Below are 15,076 nucleotides of genomic sequence, written 5' to 3' on the forward strand. Positions count from 1 at the left end.
CGGGTTTTGCACAGCTGTTATTTTATTGTCACGCATAAAAAAAGACGCACTGCTGTGCGTCTCTACGATATATATTGTATGCATTTTGCTTACAGATTATAAAAAAATTAAATCAGCGTAAACCCATTTAATCTGTAATTCCTATAGCCATCGGGAGTGAGCAATCAATCTTTTATAAATCAATTACAGTTCGCTGCGCATTACTTGCAATCGCTGCTTCTATAATCTGCATTACTTTTACGCCATCTTGTGCCGTAACAGGTTCTTTAGTATGATTTGTAATAGAGTTGAAAACACCGTCAAAAAACGCGAAATAATTTCCTTTGAGAGTTGGCACTTTTTCACGCATTACTTTTCCGTCAATTTCTGTATGCAGAATTCCTTCCAAATTTTCCGGTTCTGTTCCCCAGGATTCCAGATTTGGTTTTTTACCAATTTTCAATTCGTCTTCCTGAACGTCTCCACGTGGTTTTAAAAAAGAACCTTTTTTACCGTGAATGGTATACGCCGGATTTGCTTCTCTTACAAAAAATCCAGCTTTTAGACGTACTCTCAAATCGTCGTAAATAAGTAATAAATCAAACCAATCATCAACTAAAGAATTTTCTCTTGTGATCCTTATATCTCCGAAAACCGATTTTGGAGAACCAAATAAACAAATAGCCTGATCGATAATATGCGGACCTAAATCTTTTAAAACTCCCGCTCCATCATTGGCGGTTTCTTTATGTGCTTTAGGACTCAATAATGGATTGTATCTGTCAAAATGGAATTCGGCTTCTACTAAATCTCCTAAAACGCCTTCGTTAATTATTTTTTGAATGGTTTTAAAATCACTGTCCCATCTTCTGTTTTGAAAAACAGCCAGTTTCAATCCTTTTTCTTCTGCAATTTTGGCCAGTTCTTCTGCTTCGGCAACAGTTGTTGTAAAAGCTTTTTCGACAACGGCATGTTTTCCTGCCAAAAGCACTTTTTTTGCATATTCGTAATGCGTTCCAACTGGCGTGTTTACGATTACCAAATCGACATCATCGGCTAATAAATCATCGATTGAAGGATAGCTTTTTACGTATGGATAATCTTCCTGAATGAGTTTTTTGCTTCGTTCCCAAGATCCTAATAATTCAAAACCCGGATGAATATCTAAAAATGGCGCGTGAAAAACTTTTCCCGACATTCCGTATGATAATAGTGCTGTTTTTATTTTTTGCATGTTGTATGTTTTTTTGCCACGAATTCACAAGTTATAAAGTTATGTTTTAAAATTAATTCGTGAATTGCTTCGCCTGTTCGCTATCGCTCGGGTTGTGGCTAATAAATTTATTATTTTGCTCGTTCGTATTGTTTTGGCCATTGAATATCGCTGTCTAATTCTTTAGCGAAATCTAAAGGCAAATTAGGATTTCTTAATGATTCTCTGGCAAACAAAATTAAATCGGCCTGACCTTTTTCTAAAATTTCTTCGGCTTGTTTGGCTTCTGTAATTAAACCAACTGCGCCAGTTAAAATGTTTGATTCTTTTTTTACCTTTTCTGCAAAAGGAACCTGATAACCCGGACCAATTTCAATTTTTTGATGTGAAACTAATCCGCCAGAAGAAACGTCAATTAAATCAATTCCTTTTTCTTTTAGAATTTTAGAAAGCTGAACTGATTCTTCGGGATTCCATCCTCCTTCTGCCCAATCTGTTGCTGAAATTCTCACGAACAAAGGTAAATCTGAAGGCCATTCTGTCTGGACAGCGTCTACAATTTCGAGAGTAAAACGGATTCTATTTTCGAAACTTCCTCCGTATTCGTCTGTTCTTACGTTTGTTAAAGGTGATAAAAACTGATGCAATAAATAACCGTGTGCGGCGTGAATTTCCAAAACTTTATATCCCGCTTCAACAACTCTTTTTGTTGCATTTTTAAAATCTGAAATTACTTTTTTGATTCCGTTTTGGTCTAAAGCTTCCGGAAGAAATGGTTCACCATCGTGATACGGAATCGCACTTGCCGAAACCGTCTGCCATCCGCCGTGAGCGAAATCTAATTTTTTATTTCCTTCCCACGGAGAAGAAACACTTGCTTTTCTTCCGGCATGTGCCAATTGGATTCCCGGAACTGAATTTTGAGAAACTATAAATTCATTAATTTGTTTTAACTTTTCGATATGTTCGTCTTTCCAGATCCCGAGATCAGCAGGAGAAATTCTCGCTTCTGGAGAAACGGCTGTGGCTTCCTGAATAATTAATCCGGCGCCGCCGCTTGCACGACTTCCTAAATGAACGAGATGCCAGTCGTTTGCAAATCCGTCAATTGCTGAATACTGGCACATTGGCGAAATAACGATTCTATTTTTTAAACTGGTGTTTTTTAATGTTATGGGAGAAAATAATTGTGAAGCCATAATTGTAACTTTTAATGATTATGGGCTACCAATAAATTGACAGCCGTTTAAAAAGTAAAGTTACAGTATCTTGTTAAAACGAGAAATTGAAATGTTTATTAATTAACAAACATTTAAAATCTTAAGTATTATCTTGCGGCTTTAATTAAATAAGAAAACGCTACTTTTGTGCGTTAAATACGAACTAAAAATTTACAATGGATATAGTTATCAAACTCTCTCAATTTCTATTGAGTTTATCTTTACTTATTATTCTTCACGAATTAGGACACTTTATTCCTGCAAAATTATTTAAAACAAGAGTCGAAAAATTTTATTTGTTTTTTGATGTTAAATATTCTCTGTTAAAAAAGAAAATTGGCGAAACAGAATACGGAATCGGATGGTTACCACTTGGAGGTTATGTGAAAATCTCTGGAATGATCGACGAAAGTATGGACAAAGAGCAAATGGCTCTTCCACCGCAGCCATGGGAATTTCGTTCTAAACCAGCCTGGCAGCGTTTAATTATTATGCTTGGCGGTGTTACTGTAAACTTTATTTTGGCGTTTATTATATATATAGGAATGGCTTTTGCTTACGGCGATACGTATGTGGCAAATGCTGATTTGAAAGATGGTGTTTTTATTGAAAATCCTGCAATGCTTAAAGCTGGTTTTAGAACCGGAGATAAAATCATTTCTATTGACGGTAAAAAAGTAGAAAATTTTGACAGCGACATGAACATGAATGTGATTATGTCGAAACATGTTTTGATAGAAAGAGACGGAAAACAACAAACAATCAACATTCCGAATGATTTTGTTGACCAATTGTCTAAATATGAGAAAGGTTTATTAATTGGTATAAGAATGCCGTTTGTTGTGGGTAAAATTGCTGACGATTCTGAAAATACTTCTTTAAAGCCAAAAGATATTATTGTAAGCCTGAATGGACAGAAAATAAAATATTTTGATGAAGCTAAAACCATTTTAGAAGCTAACAAAGGAAAAACAATTCCTGCTGTTGTTTTACGCGATTTAAAAGAAACTCCTGTTACAGTTAAGGTTTCTAAACTAGGAAAATTAGGTGTTGGTGTAGGCGGTTTAGCTATCGAATCTTTAGAGAAATTAGGTTATTATAAAGTAAGCACTAAAGAATATAGTTTCTTTGAATCGATTCCGGTTGGAATTCAAAAAGGAAAAGATCAATTGGTAGGTTACGGAAAACAATTGAAAATGATTTTTAACCCTGAAACAAAAGCGTATAAACAAGTGGGAGGTTTTGCAGCGATTTACAACATTTTTCCAAGTTTTTGGAGCTGGGAAACTTTCTGGTCAATCACAGCTTTGTTATCAATTATGCTTGGCGTTATGAATTTATTGCCAATTCCGGCACTTGACGGCGGACATGTGATGTTTTTATTATATGAAATTATTAGTGGCAAAAAACCAAGTGACAAATTCCTTGAAAACGCCCAAATGGTTGGCTTCGTATTACTTATAGCGCTGCTTTTGTTTGCAAATGGAAACGACATTTATAAGGCAATTGTTAAGTAAAAAAATATTTTTAGAAAAAGAGTTAAAATATTTTTGAGAAACTAAAAATTCAATTATATTTGCACTCGCTAAAAAGAGCAACACTTTCCTCCTTAGCTCAGTTGGTTAGAGCATCTGACTGTTAATCAGAGGGTCCTTGGTTCGAGCCCAAGAGGGGGAGCAACTTTTTTTAGCAAACATATTTACCTTTAAGGTGATTCCTCCTTAGCTCAGTTGGTTAGAGCATCTGACTGTTAATCAGAGGGTCCTTGGTTCGAGCCCAAGAGGGGGAGCTTATTAAATACCACTTACAAATCGTAAGTGGTTTTTTTTGCTATTAATCAGAATCCCGATAGCTATCGGGATTGGTTCGAGCCCAAGAGGGGGAGCAACTTTTTTTAGCAAACATGTTTACCTTTAAGGTGATTCCTCCTTAGCTCAGTTGGTTAGAGCATCTGACTGTTAATCAGAGCCCCGAAAGCTTTCGGGGTTGGTTCGAGGCAAAAGAGAGCATCTTAAATACCACTTAAAATAATTCATAACATTTCCCATCCTTTAATTATTCTATCATTATGCATCTTGTTTACATTCTCCATTCTTTCAAATTGAATCGATTTTATATTGGATTTACATCTGATTTTGACACTAGAATGGAATTTCATAAAAATGCAGAATCACATAAGTTTACAGCAAATGCGGAAGATTGGGTGTTATTTCTCAAAATAGAATGCGAAAGTAAATCACAAGGTTTGGATATTGAAAAACATATTAAAAAAATGAAAAGCAAAACTTATGTTGAAAATCTAATTAAGTATCCCAACATCATTTTGAAACTTAAAGAAAAATATAAATAAACTTTAATCGGAGCCCCGAAAGCTATCAAGACAAGAGGGGGAGCTTAAAAAAAGACGATCAAATGATCGTCTTTTTTTGTTTATTTAAGTTTGTCATTTCGAATGAAAGGAGAAATCGCACAAGAAACTACACATTGTGTTTTTTATCTTTTTGTGTCATCATTTTTATTCATTCAAATTTTTACTCTCAAACAATTTCATCATTTCTTCTGCTTTTTCGGTTTCGTTGATTGCTTTTAGAGATTGGGCATATCTAAAATAATAAATGGTTTCTAATTTTTCATCAAGCGTAAATAACTCCGAATAGTATTTAACGGCATCTTCAAAATTATTTTCAAAATAATACTTGTCAGCAACTTTTTTGAGCATGTCTGCAGATTTGTATCCTTTGTCTAAAACATTGGCGTAAGTGTCAAGAATATTTACTTTTACGTATTTCTCTGTATAGGCCGGAGCGGTAACCTCAACTTCAATTGGTTTTACAGTCTCTGTTTTTGCATCTGCGACTTTTGAAGGCAGGATTGTATTTGCTGTTCTTATCTTTTGTTTTTTATAAATTGGAGTTACTGTTCTGGTATTATTAGGACCTAAATCGTTTGTATACACCATATCGAGTTTTGAAACTTCGTATTTTGTGGTTCTTTTTCCGAAAGGCATATTGATAACCTCAACAACCAAATACGATTCTATAACACGATCGTCGTCTGGTTTGTTGTCAAATTTAAAGGGCGCTCTGCGAGTGTCTGCATTAGCAACCAAATAATTAGGCTGCTGAGCAAAACTATTTATAGAAAACAAAGCCGCAAGAGCAAAATGTCGTAAATATGTTTTCATAAGTAATGTAATTAAAGTTAATACTCCATAAAACACTATATAAAGCTACTGATTTTGTTTTAGTTAGCTTTTATTTTAACTACTAAGTACTTATAAAAACGATTAAATACAGTTTTTCAACTTTATGAATAAATAAAACCAATAAAAAAAGCGCCGTAATCCAAAGATCACAGCGCTTTTCTATTTTTATAAAAACTCTAAAATTCTTAAACCCCTAATTTCTTAGCAATTTCAGCAGGAATTCCGCCTTTGTTTACCATTAAGGCAGTTGTTTTATATTTTACGAAATTTTTGGTAACGAACAAGAAACCTTTGTAGTCGTTTGTTTCTCCCCAAGAATTTTTTACGATATAATATTCTTTTCCGGTTTGATCTTTTGCAAGACCAATAATGTGCATTCCGTGGTCGTCAGTAGTAGCGTAATTATCAAACGCAGCCTGACGCATTTCTGGAGTAATTTCCGGTTCGGCTTTTGGTCCGTTAAACATATCAGCTTTTTCTTCGGCAGTCATGTCGTCAAATTTCTTTGTTGGTACATACGCAACACCGTTTTTCCAGCTAAAGCTTTTCTCGCTTACGTCTGTCGCCCAAGCCACTGTATATCCTTTTTTCAATGCATTGTCGATAATATCAGTCATGTCGTTTACTTTTACGTTGTAAACCTGATCTAATGACCAGTTGTCCGGCACGGCCAAAACTGTTTTTTGGTAATATGGGGCCGTTGTAAACGAAGACATTTCTACATATTCGTCTGGATTAATTCCTACCACTTCTTTAGCAAAAGACTGCGGCGTATAGTTTTTTCCTTTGTAATTAAAGTTTTCCGGCACTTTTCCTAAATAAGAATCGATAACAGCAGCGTATGCTTTTTGCCAGTTTGGTGTTAATTCTCCGTTTGGATTTTTAACCACCGCAGCCAAAACGCCTTCGATAAGTGCAGACATTTCGGCAAATTTATTTTTATCCGTTCCGTAGTTCAAACCTGTGTAAACTTCTCTTGGTACGGTTCCGTATTTTTTGTACATATTAATTACGTCGTGCAGCGAACCTCCGTCACCCAAAGTGATCGCGCCGTGCATACGAACATAATTTACACCTTTGTCAACATACACATTTCTTGCAGAAAATACCTGAGAAAGCTCAACAGGCTGTTTTCCTAAACGAATCATTTCTGACTCTAAAAATGAGTTTGATGCATAACTCCAGCAAGTTCCGGATGAACCCTGGTTTTTTATTGATGTTGTTCCTAAGTTAACTACTTCGGTGAATTTAAAAGCTTCTTTACTTTTATCACTCGCATTTAACTTTAAAGAATTAACCAAAATGTCCTGCGCAAAACAGCCGCTTATACCCACTAAAAATGCAGATGCTGCGAAAACTGATTTCATCGTATTTTTATACATAATCAAAAGATTTAAATAGTTGCCTTATTAGTAGCCCGTATTATATTTTTGTTACAAAACAATTAAATATTCGGTAAAAAAACTATTATTTAACAGTTAATGTTTATACAATGTTTTTATTAAACAATTAAATCTTACAAATTGTATAAAAACATAATTGTTTTAGAATCAAATCTTTTTTGATTTTATATGCAAATAAATAGTATTTTGCTTCCATAAATGCCACACAACAAAACCGAAAATGTACGAACTCGAAAAAGAGCAATATTTAGGTAATACTAAAAACATTTTTACAACTTCAAACGGAATTGCGGTTGTCGAAACCGAATACCAAAATAAGGTTTACGAAGGCTGGCATTCTCACAACAACGCACACATTACGCTTTTCCTAAAAGGCGGAACTACTGAAAAAAGAAAAAATTTCAGCGAAACAGTCGGTCCCGGTTCGTTATTATTTTACCACAGCGATGAATTGCATTTAAATCAAAACACGCTTTTTCCTTCCCGAAATATCAATATCGAAATTGAAGAAAATCTGCTGAAAGAACTTCAAATGTCTGAAGCTGTACTCGAAAAATCGATTCAAAATTCGGCATTTACCAAATTTCTTATTCTGAAGATTTTCAAGGAAACGCTTACTGCCGATGCTTTTTCTGCCGATACGATTACGATGCTTTTTTCGCAAATGGCAAATGCTCAAAATCATTTAGAGCGATTTGAGAAAAGTCCGTTTTGGGTGAAAAGTTTGCAGGAATTACTGAACGATTGTTGGAACGAAAACCCAAATCTGCAGGATTTAGCGACGGTTTTAAACTTAAATCCCATTACGATCTCAAAACATTTTCCGAAGTATTTTGGCTGTACTTTGGGAGAATATATGCGAAGAATTAAAATAAACCGTTCGCTTTCGCTGATACAAACGCACGAAAGTAATTTAACCGAAATTGCCCTGGAATGTGGTTTTGCAGATCAAAGTCATTTCATTAGAACGTTTAAAAACCAAACGGGATTTTTGCCAAAACAATTTCAAAAATTATAAAGAGGCAAATTTCATTCTATTTTTTGTTTTTGATGCGAAATACTTTTGTCTCATCATAAATCATAAAACAAATCAAATGGAAACGCTTACCACAAAACAAAAAATATTCAATTTCCCTATAACCAAAATTATTTTAGGATTAATCGTTTGTCTTTTACTGATTAATGTGGGACAGGCAATTGCCGGAAAAGCATTACTGCAGACTTCTCTCGACAAAGATTATAGAAATCTCATAAAAGGAATTATTGTTTGCGCACTGGCTTTAACGAGCTATATTTTTTTCTTTAAATATTATGAAAAAAGAACCATAACCGAATTTTCATTAAATGGAATTGCCAAAAATTTAATCACTGGAATTTTAATTGGTGCGGTTTTACAATCGCTTACTATTTTGATAATTTACCTTAATGGCGGTTACGAAATTCTTTCTGTAAATCCGTTTTCATTTATCATTATCCCGCTTACAATTGCTTTTACCGCGGCAATTATCGAGGAGATTTTGGTTCGCGGAATTCTTTTTAGAATTATGGAAGAAAAATTAGGAAGTTATTTTGCCTTACTAATTTCGGCGCTTATTTTTGGCGCTCTGCATTTGGCAAACGAACATAGTACTTTACTTTCTGCATTATGTATTGCTATTGAAGCCGGATTATTATTAGGCGCTGCTTTTATTTATACCAGAAATTTATGGTTCCCAATCGCGATTCACTTTGCGTGGAATTTTATGCAGTCGGGAATTTTTGGAGCTATCACATCCGGAAACGCCAAAACCAATAGTTTATTGGTTTCAAAAATTCAGGGTTCAGAATTAATTACCGGAGGAAATTTTGGTCCCGAAGGATCGATTCAGGCCGTTATTTTTTGCTCTGCAGCTTCTATTATATTATTGGCTTTAAGCCGAAAGGAAAATAAAATTATCAAACCATACTGGAAGAAATAAGGATTTTGTTTTACACAAATTACATTTTAATTCCCGGTAGTAATTATCGGGAATTAACAATTATCTAAGCCAATTACTTCCAAAAACAATATAATATGCCCAGTCTTCATTTCCTTTTGCAACGTCAATACCCATTCGGAGTTTAAATTTTCGGGCTAATAAATATCTAAAACCAGTTCCGTAACTGTAAACAACAGGTTTTGCAAAAGCCTGATCCCAGTCGTTAAAAGCGCTTGCAAGACCACCGTAACCCATTAGGCTCCATCGTCGGTACAGATCCCATCGCAGTTCGGCTTCTGTAACAACACTGGCTTTTCCCTGATATCGGGCAGCAGGAATTCCTCTTAAATTAATTCCGGGTCTTAGATAAAAAGGCGGACTCCCAAACGCCTGCTCTCCTTCTACCCTAAGCCCGCCAATTAATTTTTTGGTTAATGGATAATATCCTATTGCCGATAAATTGACACGCCAGGCATCGTAATCGCTTCCTATTGCATCATCTGACCAAAAAAAATCCGACTGAAGCCTGATTCCTTTATCTGGTGTAAATATATTGTCACGTCCGTCAAACTGGATGGCTGCTCCCAACTGACTTACCGTACTTTTTATATCACCGGGCTGAACAAACGGCGGAGGAATATTGATATTTGGCAAATTGATTTTAGAATTTAGAAAAAAGTATTGCGGTCCGGCGCTCCATTTGGCATTTTTAAACTGTTTTAACCATTGTGTATAAAAAATGGTTGATTTAAAGTTGAGTTTAAATTCCTGATCGGGTACGTTTGGCAGATTATTTTCATAGAAAGATAAATTCATATCGCCATAACCGGCCATAACACGATATAATATTTTGGGTTTTACCAGGGTTGCCGAACGAAATGCGCCCACCATCCAGCTTTTGTTTCCGGTATACATTCCGATTCCTCCGGTTATATCCGGATTTATAAAACGTTTTTTACCATTTTCATCAACAACCGGCGCACGTTTTTTTAGAAAAACGGGAACAACTGCGCCTCCAATATTTCCCAGAGCTGGTTCTGTAATAATAGTGGGAACAACAATAAATCCGTGGGCATAAATAATATAATCACTCAAATCGAAAGCTCCGTCGAGAGAATCCTTTGCTGTAATATGCGGTTTTTGTGCGATTGTGTTTTGGCAATAAAAAATGAAAAATGAAAAAATGAAAACTATTTTATAGAAGAGTTTTCTGTTTTTTAATGAAGAATCTGAATTTGTATTTCTCATTTAAATCAATTTTTAAATTTTATTTATCTCTTAAAACACATTTCATTTTCTATTGTTATTCTTTCTTTTCTTTTGCTAAACTAAAAACGTGTGCCAGAGTAAGGAAAAAAGTATTTCCCTGAAAACGATTGTGAGCACCAAATTCTGAAAGCCATCGAAGTCCGGCAGAAGTGGTACAGCCAATATGAAAATAGTTTACCTCAGCACCCAAAGCCCCTATTCTGTCTTTATCCGGTTCGAGTATTATATTGCCGGCAGGAATTTTATCGTTTGAAACTTTATATTGTAAATAATAAATCAGACCGGCGTTCAGAATTCCTTTTGGAGCCGTTTTTTCGGCATTCAGCATGTAAAATGTTTTTCCCAAACCGCCTTCAATACTCAAAATATCTCCGGTTTTTATATCGGTATCTTTCTTTTTTCCGTTTATTTCATAGGATGCTAAGACTGAAAAGTGAAGTGTTTTTTTATCGTTAAAAAACAGTGTTGTTCCGGCTGAAAATTCATTCATAAACATTCCTAAACCTGCATTGTCTGAAGCGCCTGCAGTGAATTTTCCGGTGGGAAGGTAAAGCTGATAACTAAAAACAAAATCTGCTCTTTTGTTATGCCAGCCCAATTGAAGCGGCTGCACATACATATCTGTAAAAGCGAGTGAATTTGTTGCGTCGAGTGAATTTCCCTGAATAGTATTTGATGCAAAAGCCAGTAAAATAGTAGCCCCATAATTGGCTCCTAAAATTTTGAAATCGCTTACATAATTGGCTCCTGCTCCGGTTATAAACATGGTAATATCAGGATTAGCAACAGATTTATCTCCGTTGGCATCTCTCAATGAGTTTGCGTCATACAAATAACCTGGTACATATACACTTAAAGTATTTGCCGGTGCCTGTGTTCCTGACTGCAGTCCCATTGCTCCAAGAATATGACCTCCTTTTAATTGTGCACTGCCTAAAAAATAAGTAAACAGAAATACTATTGTCAATAATGATTTTATTGTTTGTCTTTGTTTTAATTTCGTTTTCATGGTTACTTCTTTAAATTAATTAGACTTCACAATCAATCTTTGCAAACTATTTTTTAGTTTGTAGATTGTTTTAAAAAAAAGGTATTGGTTTTTTCAGGGCTTATTCGAATTATCCTGAAGTATTCTGAAGGAGATTTTCCGGTATGTTTTATAAAAGCTCTAAAACAAGTTGTTCTGGATTTAAAACCTGACGCCCAGGCCATTCCTTCTAACGAAAGATCTTTCCAGTCTGAATCGTTTATTTTTTCTTTAAAATATTCGATTCTTTTTAAATTTATATAATCCTGAAAATGTAGATTAAACTCTGAATTAATGAGATTTGAAAGGTTATTTACGGTAATTCCTGTTTCTTCTGAGATATCGCGAATGACAAGATCTTTCTTTAAAAAGAGTTTTTTTGCAGAAAAAATGTTATCTAATTTGGCCAGATATAATTTTCTTTTTTCGGGAGTTAATTCCTTTACTATAGGCATTGAATTTTTAATTTCCTGCGTCGTAAAAGATATTACATCATCTGCAGCAAAATCATAAGTCTCAATTTCATTGGTATCATAAAAAATATGTGGTTTAAAATAAAGCCAGCCTACTGTAAAAACCAATACCGAAGAAATTAAAATATAACAGGAGTAATCTATATTATCAACTTTGTTCATCAAAAAGAAATGCACAAAAAGCGTCGAAAATAAGAATAGTATCATGAGATTATAAACCCTTATCCAGCTTAAAATTTTTACTCTGCTTAAATGGTTGTTTTCCCTAAATTTTTTTATATCATAATTTAAGATCATCATAGTCTGGCAAAAAGCATAAAGGAGCCAAACACTAAGACTTAACATAGAGAAAGGGCTTTTTATTTTTTGTGAAAGGTAATCTATAAAATAAAAATCGGTATAGTTTCCAATTCAAACTACAATTGTCAATGAAAAATAGATCAGAAATGGGAGAAAATGAAACCAGTCATGTTTTTTAAATACCGAGTTAGGAAATAAAACACTTCTAACATATAAAAATGCGCAGGGAGCTGATAAGAAAATAAAAGATTTTGTAATCATAAACAGATCCGGAAAATCTTTAAAAACATTTGCCGAAAGGTAAAAATTGTAAATACTAACTACGGCCAGACTAAACAAAAATAGTCCTAAGAAAAAGCTTTTTGAATAGTTTTTTCTGGAAAAAAGAACCATAAATGAAGTGGCAAAACCTACAATTGTTGCTATAAAAAAGAAAAGCGAAAGCAATATATCGATCATACGTTTTAAGCTTTAGTTAGTTTATTCCTTTTTCTTTGAGAAGTGGTATCAAAGAAAATAAGGTATACATTTTTATAAGCTGTACTTGTTTAAAAAGAAAGTACAGCTTATAAAGAATATGTTTTTAAGTTATTTTTTTACTGCTCCGGGAGGAAATCCTTCTAAGATTTTTTTGATAGAACTATTTATAAATTCTTCAGGATTGTCGGGTTTGCTGTCAATTTGTGCATTTCCTATTCCCTGCCAGACTAATTTTTGCGTTTTTGTAGAAACTATATCAATAACTAACGAACCGTCGACATAGTCGTAAGTATTAAATGTAGTATTAGCACCACCCATCATGGCGCCGCCTCCCCAGTATCCGTAAGGTCTGTACATCCCGCCATAACCATAAAAATCTGTATTGGCAGATACTGATGTTTTATTTTTTAAGATTGAAACTGCATTTACTTTTAAATCAGGATTGGCTCTTTCTGTAAATCCTTTTGCAATCATTTCAGCACGAATTGCATTTGTTACACGATCTGCATTTAATTGATTTACCTGACCTTCTTGTGCTTTTAGATCATAAACGGCAAAAGTTTTATATTCGTTAAAATTGGCTGCGTGATCGTAATCTGTTGTAACTTTTACAGTTGGAGAACAGCTGTATAGTAAGCCCAAAATTAAAATTGGGATTATGCGAAGATTTGTTCTTTTAATATTCATCTTGTAGAATTTAAATTAATGATTAATTACTTAACTCGAAATTTATTAATTCTGAAAAATCCTGAATGAAAGAAATTGAGGCTTCGATTGGGCATTAACAAACCATAAACATCTATAATACAAGTCTTTACCCACATTCAAAGATAAATCATTTTATTTAATCTGCAATGCAGAATTCAAAAAATTCTTACTTATATGTTTTTATACGTTTTTTCTTTCTTTTGTGTTTTATCTGATTTAAAAATGATTATTTATAATCTTCCGGAATAAGTTTAGGTAATCCCTCTCCAAAAGGAATATATTTTTTGTTTGGTACCCTTTTCATTTCTTCAAATAATTTCATCACTCGTGGCGCCATATACATTCCAGCCCATCCATTGTCAGATCCGCTAAAGTGTCCCGGTGAATTTCCATTATCCGGAGCAGCACCATTAAAAGTCATATCATAATGTTCTGCCGGATCCCATAATAAGTCATAAGTAGCTACTACTTTTAATGGCTTATCTGATCCAAGCCAGGAATCTTTTGCAGTAAACAGAAATTTAAAGTTTTTAACACGAACCGCCCCAAAAGCCTGTCCGGCAAAAAAGTAGAAATCCTGACGTATTCCCGGTCCTGTACCTAATAAGGAAGCACTAAGATCCAATCCGTCAAAAATTATTGGAGCGCCATTATTGTCTTTAGATTCATGAGCCGGAACCGGCTGCCCTATTATTGAGGCAATTGTAGGCCACCAATCCATGTGCGAAAACATATCTGTATTTACTGAGCCTGCTTTTATATGTCCTGGCCACCATGCCAGAGCCGGACAGCGAAAACCTCCTTCATAAACCGAACCTTTCATTCCTCTAAAAGGTGTATAACCTGCATCTGGCCAGGCATCGACCCAGGCACCATTATCTGTTGTCCAGACTATTAGTGTATTTTTTTCAATTCCTGCGTCTCGAACAGCCTGAATAATTTGTCCTGAATTGTCATCCATTTCCATTAAAGCATCAAGATAATTTCCTCCTCCTGGTGATTTTCCTTTCCAGCGTGGTGAAGGATTATTAGGATTATGTACTTTTTCAAAACAAATGGTTGCAAAAAATGGCTTACTGTCTTTTGCGTGTTCTTTAATATATTTTACTGCTGATTCGCGCATTTCATCATCTACAGTTGCTAAATCTGCATATCCTACTTTTTGTTTGACAACTTTAGCTTTTTGACCAGCTTTACCCTCAAATTCTCCAAGGTTTATCGAATTCCATACTTTTAAAAATTCGGCATCATCAGACGGAAAATTTGGGTGAAGTGTTTTGTCATCATAAGCATACACACCTGCGTAATATGGCAGCATATGATACATTTCATCGTATCCGTGTGCAATAGGATAATTTTCTTCTTTATCACCCAAGTGCCATTTTCCAATAAACAGAGTTGAATAACCTGCTTTTTTCATTGCTTCAGCAATTGTAGGCGTTTCTTTTGAAAGTCCGTTTGGATCTCCGGGTACTAATACTGCCGATAATGCTGATCGAACCGGTATTCTTCCTGTAATAAATGATGCTCTTCCGGCAGTACAGCTTGACTGCCCATAATAATTAACAAATCGTGTACCTTCTGCGGCCATACGATCGAGATTTGGTGTTGGTGCACCTCTCATTACACCTCCTCCATAACAACCTAAGTCTCCCCAGCCTACGTCATCTGTCATTATAACTATTACATTTGGTTTTGTTTGTGCTTGAATGTCTGGCGCGTAAATTGCGAACAACCCTAGAAACAAGAGTGTAAATTTGAACTTTTTCATGATACTTCTTTTTAAATAATAAACTAACAATTTGATAATTAAAATCTTATATAATATTTCCTGAATATTT

At 34.7% G+C, this 15,076-nt stretch carries 13 protein-coding genes and 2 tRNA genes; 6 read left to right on the forward strand and 9 right to left on the reverse strand.

Going from position 1 to position 15,076, the window contains the following annotated elements; translation table 11 throughout:
* Positions 1-172: 172 nt before the first annotated feature.
* Together BUC29_RS03705 and BUC29_RS03710 are read right to left on the reverse strand one after the other, a co-directional pair.
* Positions 173-1,213 (reverse strand): Gfo/Idh/MocA family oxidoreductase, encoded by a 1,041-nt coding sequence (locus tag BUC29_RS03705; RefSeq protein ID WP_073413427.1) that lies wholly within the window; start codon positions 1,211-1,213, stop codon positions 173-175.
* A 110-nt stretch (positions 1,214-1,323) separates the two neighbouring features.
* The gene (locus BUC29_RS03710; protein ID WP_073413429.1) at positions 1,324-2,391 is read right to left on the reverse strand and encodes an NADH:flavin oxidoreductase/NADH oxidase; all 1,068 of its coding nucleotides are present in this window, start codon (positions 2,389-2,391) and stop codon (positions 1,324-1,326) included.
* 197 nt (positions 2,392-2,588) lie between these two features.
* Between BUC29_RS03710 and rseP the strand changes: the two genes are divergently transcribed.
* The 4 genes from rseP (at position 2,589) to BUC29_RS03735 (ending at position 4,762) form a co-directional block, all read left to right on the forward strand.
* Positions 2,589-3,929 carry an RIP metalloprotease RseP gene (rseP, locus tag BUC29_RS03715; protein ID WP_073413431.1) on the forward strand — a complete coding sequence of 447 codons (1,341 nt, stop codon included), beginning with the start codon at positions 2,589-2,591 and terminating at the stop codon, positions 3,927-3,929.
* Positions 3,930-4,015: 86 nt separating this feature from the next.
* A tRNA-Asn gene (locus tag BUC29_RS03720) sits at positions 4,016-4,089 on the forward strand.
* A gap of 38 nt (positions 4,090-4,127) precedes the next feature.
* Positions 4,128-4,201, forward strand: a tRNA-Asn gene (locus BUC29_RS03725).
* 279 nt (positions 4,202-4,480) lie between these two features.
* Complete coding sequence (locus tag BUC29_RS03735) at positions 4,481-4,762, forward strand: GIY-YIG nuclease family protein (protein WP_073413433.1); 282 nt, start codon at positions 4,481-4,483, stop codon at positions 4,760-4,762.
* 165 nt (positions 4,763-4,927) lie between these two features.
* Here BUC29_RS03735 and BUC29_RS03740 read toward each other — a convergent pair whose 3' ends face one another.
* The gene (locus tag BUC29_RS03740; protein WP_073413435.1) at positions 4,928-5,596 is read right to left on the reverse strand and encodes a hypothetical protein; all 669 of its coding nucleotides are present in this window, start codon (positions 5,594-5,596) and stop codon (positions 4,928-4,930) included.
* A 206-nt stretch (positions 5,597-5,802) separates the two neighbouring features.
* Positions 5,803-6,999, reverse strand: coding sequence for a C1 family peptidase (locus tag BUC29_RS03745; RefSeq protein WP_073413437.1), 1,197 nt, complete (start codon positions 6,997-6,999; stop codon positions 5,803-5,805).
* A gap of 241 nt (positions 7,000-7,240) precedes the next feature.
* On the opposite strand from BUC29_RS03745, the gene BUC29_RS03750 reads away from it, so the two are divergent.
* A complete protein-coding gene (locus BUC29_RS03750) occupies positions 7,241-8,038 on the forward strand; it encodes an AraC family transcriptional regulator (protein ID WP_073413439.1) in 798 nt (265 codons plus the stop codon).
* Between the two features lie 76 nt (positions 8,039-8,114).
* Positions 8,115-8,978 (forward strand): CPBP family intramembrane glutamic endopeptidase, encoded by an 864-nt coding sequence (locus BUC29_RS03755; RefSeq protein WP_084538576.1) that lies wholly within the window; start codon positions 8,115-8,117, stop codon positions 8,976-8,978.
* Between the two features lie 60 nt (positions 8,979-9,038).
* Here the strand turns inward: BUC29_RS03755 and BUC29_RS03760 are convergent, their stop codons facing one another.
* The 5 genes from BUC29_RS03760 to BUC29_RS03780 form a co-directional block, all read right to left on the reverse strand.
* The gene (locus BUC29_RS03760; RefSeq protein WP_073413441.1) at positions 9,039-10,226 is read right to left on the reverse strand and encodes a BamA/TamA family outer membrane protein; all 1,188 of its coding nucleotides are present in this window, start codon (positions 10,224-10,226) and stop codon (positions 9,039-9,041) included.
* A 55-nt stretch (positions 10,227-10,281) separates the two neighbouring features.
* A complete protein-coding gene (locus BUC29_RS03765) occupies positions 10,282-11,256 on the reverse strand; it encodes a SphA family protein (protein ID WP_073413443.1) in 975 nt (324 codons plus the stop codon).
* Between the two features lie 53 nt (positions 11,257-11,309).
* Complete coding sequence (locus BUC29_RS21675; RefSeq protein ID WP_244160759.1) at positions 11,310-11,954, reverse strand: helix-turn-helix domain-containing protein; 645 nt, start codon at positions 11,952-11,954, stop codon at positions 11,310-11,312.
* A 681-nt stretch (positions 11,955-12,635) separates the two neighbouring features.
* Positions 12,636-13,214, reverse strand: coding sequence for a DUF4136 domain-containing protein (locus BUC29_RS03775; protein ID WP_073413445.1), 579 nt, complete (start codon positions 13,212-13,214; stop codon positions 12,636-12,638).
* Between the two features lie 247 nt (positions 13,215-13,461).
* Positions 13,462-15,006, reverse strand: a complete 1,545-nt coding sequence (locus BUC29_RS03780; RefSeq protein ID WP_084538577.1) for an arylsulfatase — start codon at positions 15,004-15,006, stop codon at positions 13,462-13,464.
* Between the last annotated feature and the right edge of the window lie 70 nt (positions 15,007-15,076).

It is taken from the genome of Flavobacterium defluvii (assembly GCF_900129555.1).
GTDB classification, from domain to species: Bacteria; Bacteroidota; Bacteroidia; order Flavobacteriales; family Flavobacteriaceae; genus Flavobacterium; species Flavobacterium defluvii.

Bases quoted from the DNA above. Each gene is read 5' to 3' on its own strand.
- BUC29_RS03740 (WP_073413435.1), bottom strand. From the start codon at position 5,596: ATGAAAACATATTTACGACATTTTGCTCTTGCGGCTTTGTTTTCTATA.
- BUC29_RS03765 (WP_073413443.1), bottom strand. From the start codon at position 11,256: ATGAAAACGAAATTAAAACAAAGACAAACAATAAAATCATTATTGACA.
- BUC29_RS03705 (WP_073413427.1), bottom strand. From the start codon at position 1,213: ATGCAAAAAATAAAAACAGCACTATTATCATACGGAATGTCGGGAAAA.
- BUC29_RS03780 (WP_084538577.1), bottom strand. From the start codon at position 15,006: ATGAAAAAGTTCAAATTTACACTCTTGTTTCTAGGGTTGTTCGCAATT.
- BUC29_RS03775 (WP_073413445.1), bottom strand. From the start codon at position 13,214: ATGAATATTAAAAGAACAAATCTTCGCATAATCCCAATTTTAATTTTG.
- BUC29_RS21675 (WP_244160759.1), bottom strand. From the start codon at position 11,954: ATGATACTATTCTTATTTTCGACGCTTTTTGTGCATTTCTTTTTGATG.
- BUC29_RS03735 (WP_073413433.1), top strand. From the start codon at position 4,481: ATGCATCTTGTTTACATTCTCCATTCTTTCAAATTGAATCGATTTTAT.
- BUC29_RS03755 (WP_084538576.1), top strand. From the start codon at position 8,115: ATGGAAACGCTTACCACAAAACAAAAAATATTCAATTTCCCTATAACC.
- BUC29_RS03760 (WP_073413441.1), bottom strand. From the start codon at position 10,226: ATGAGAAATACAAATTCAGATTCTTCATTAAAAAACAGAAAACTCTTC.
- BUC29_RS03710 (WP_073413429.1), bottom strand. From the start codon at position 2,391: ATGGCTTCACAATTATTTTCTCCCATAACATTAAAAAACACCAGTTTA.
- BUC29_RS03745 (WP_073413437.1), bottom strand. From the start codon at position 6,999: ATGTATAAAAATACGATGAAATCAGTTTTCGCAGCATCTGCATTTTTA.
- rseP (WP_073413431.1), top strand. From the start codon at position 2,589: ATGGATATAGTTATCAAACTCTCTCAATTTCTATTGAGTTTATCTTTA.
- BUC29_RS03750 (WP_073413439.1), top strand. From the start codon at position 7,241: ATGTACGAACTCGAAAAAGAGCAATATTTAGGTAATACTAAAAACATT.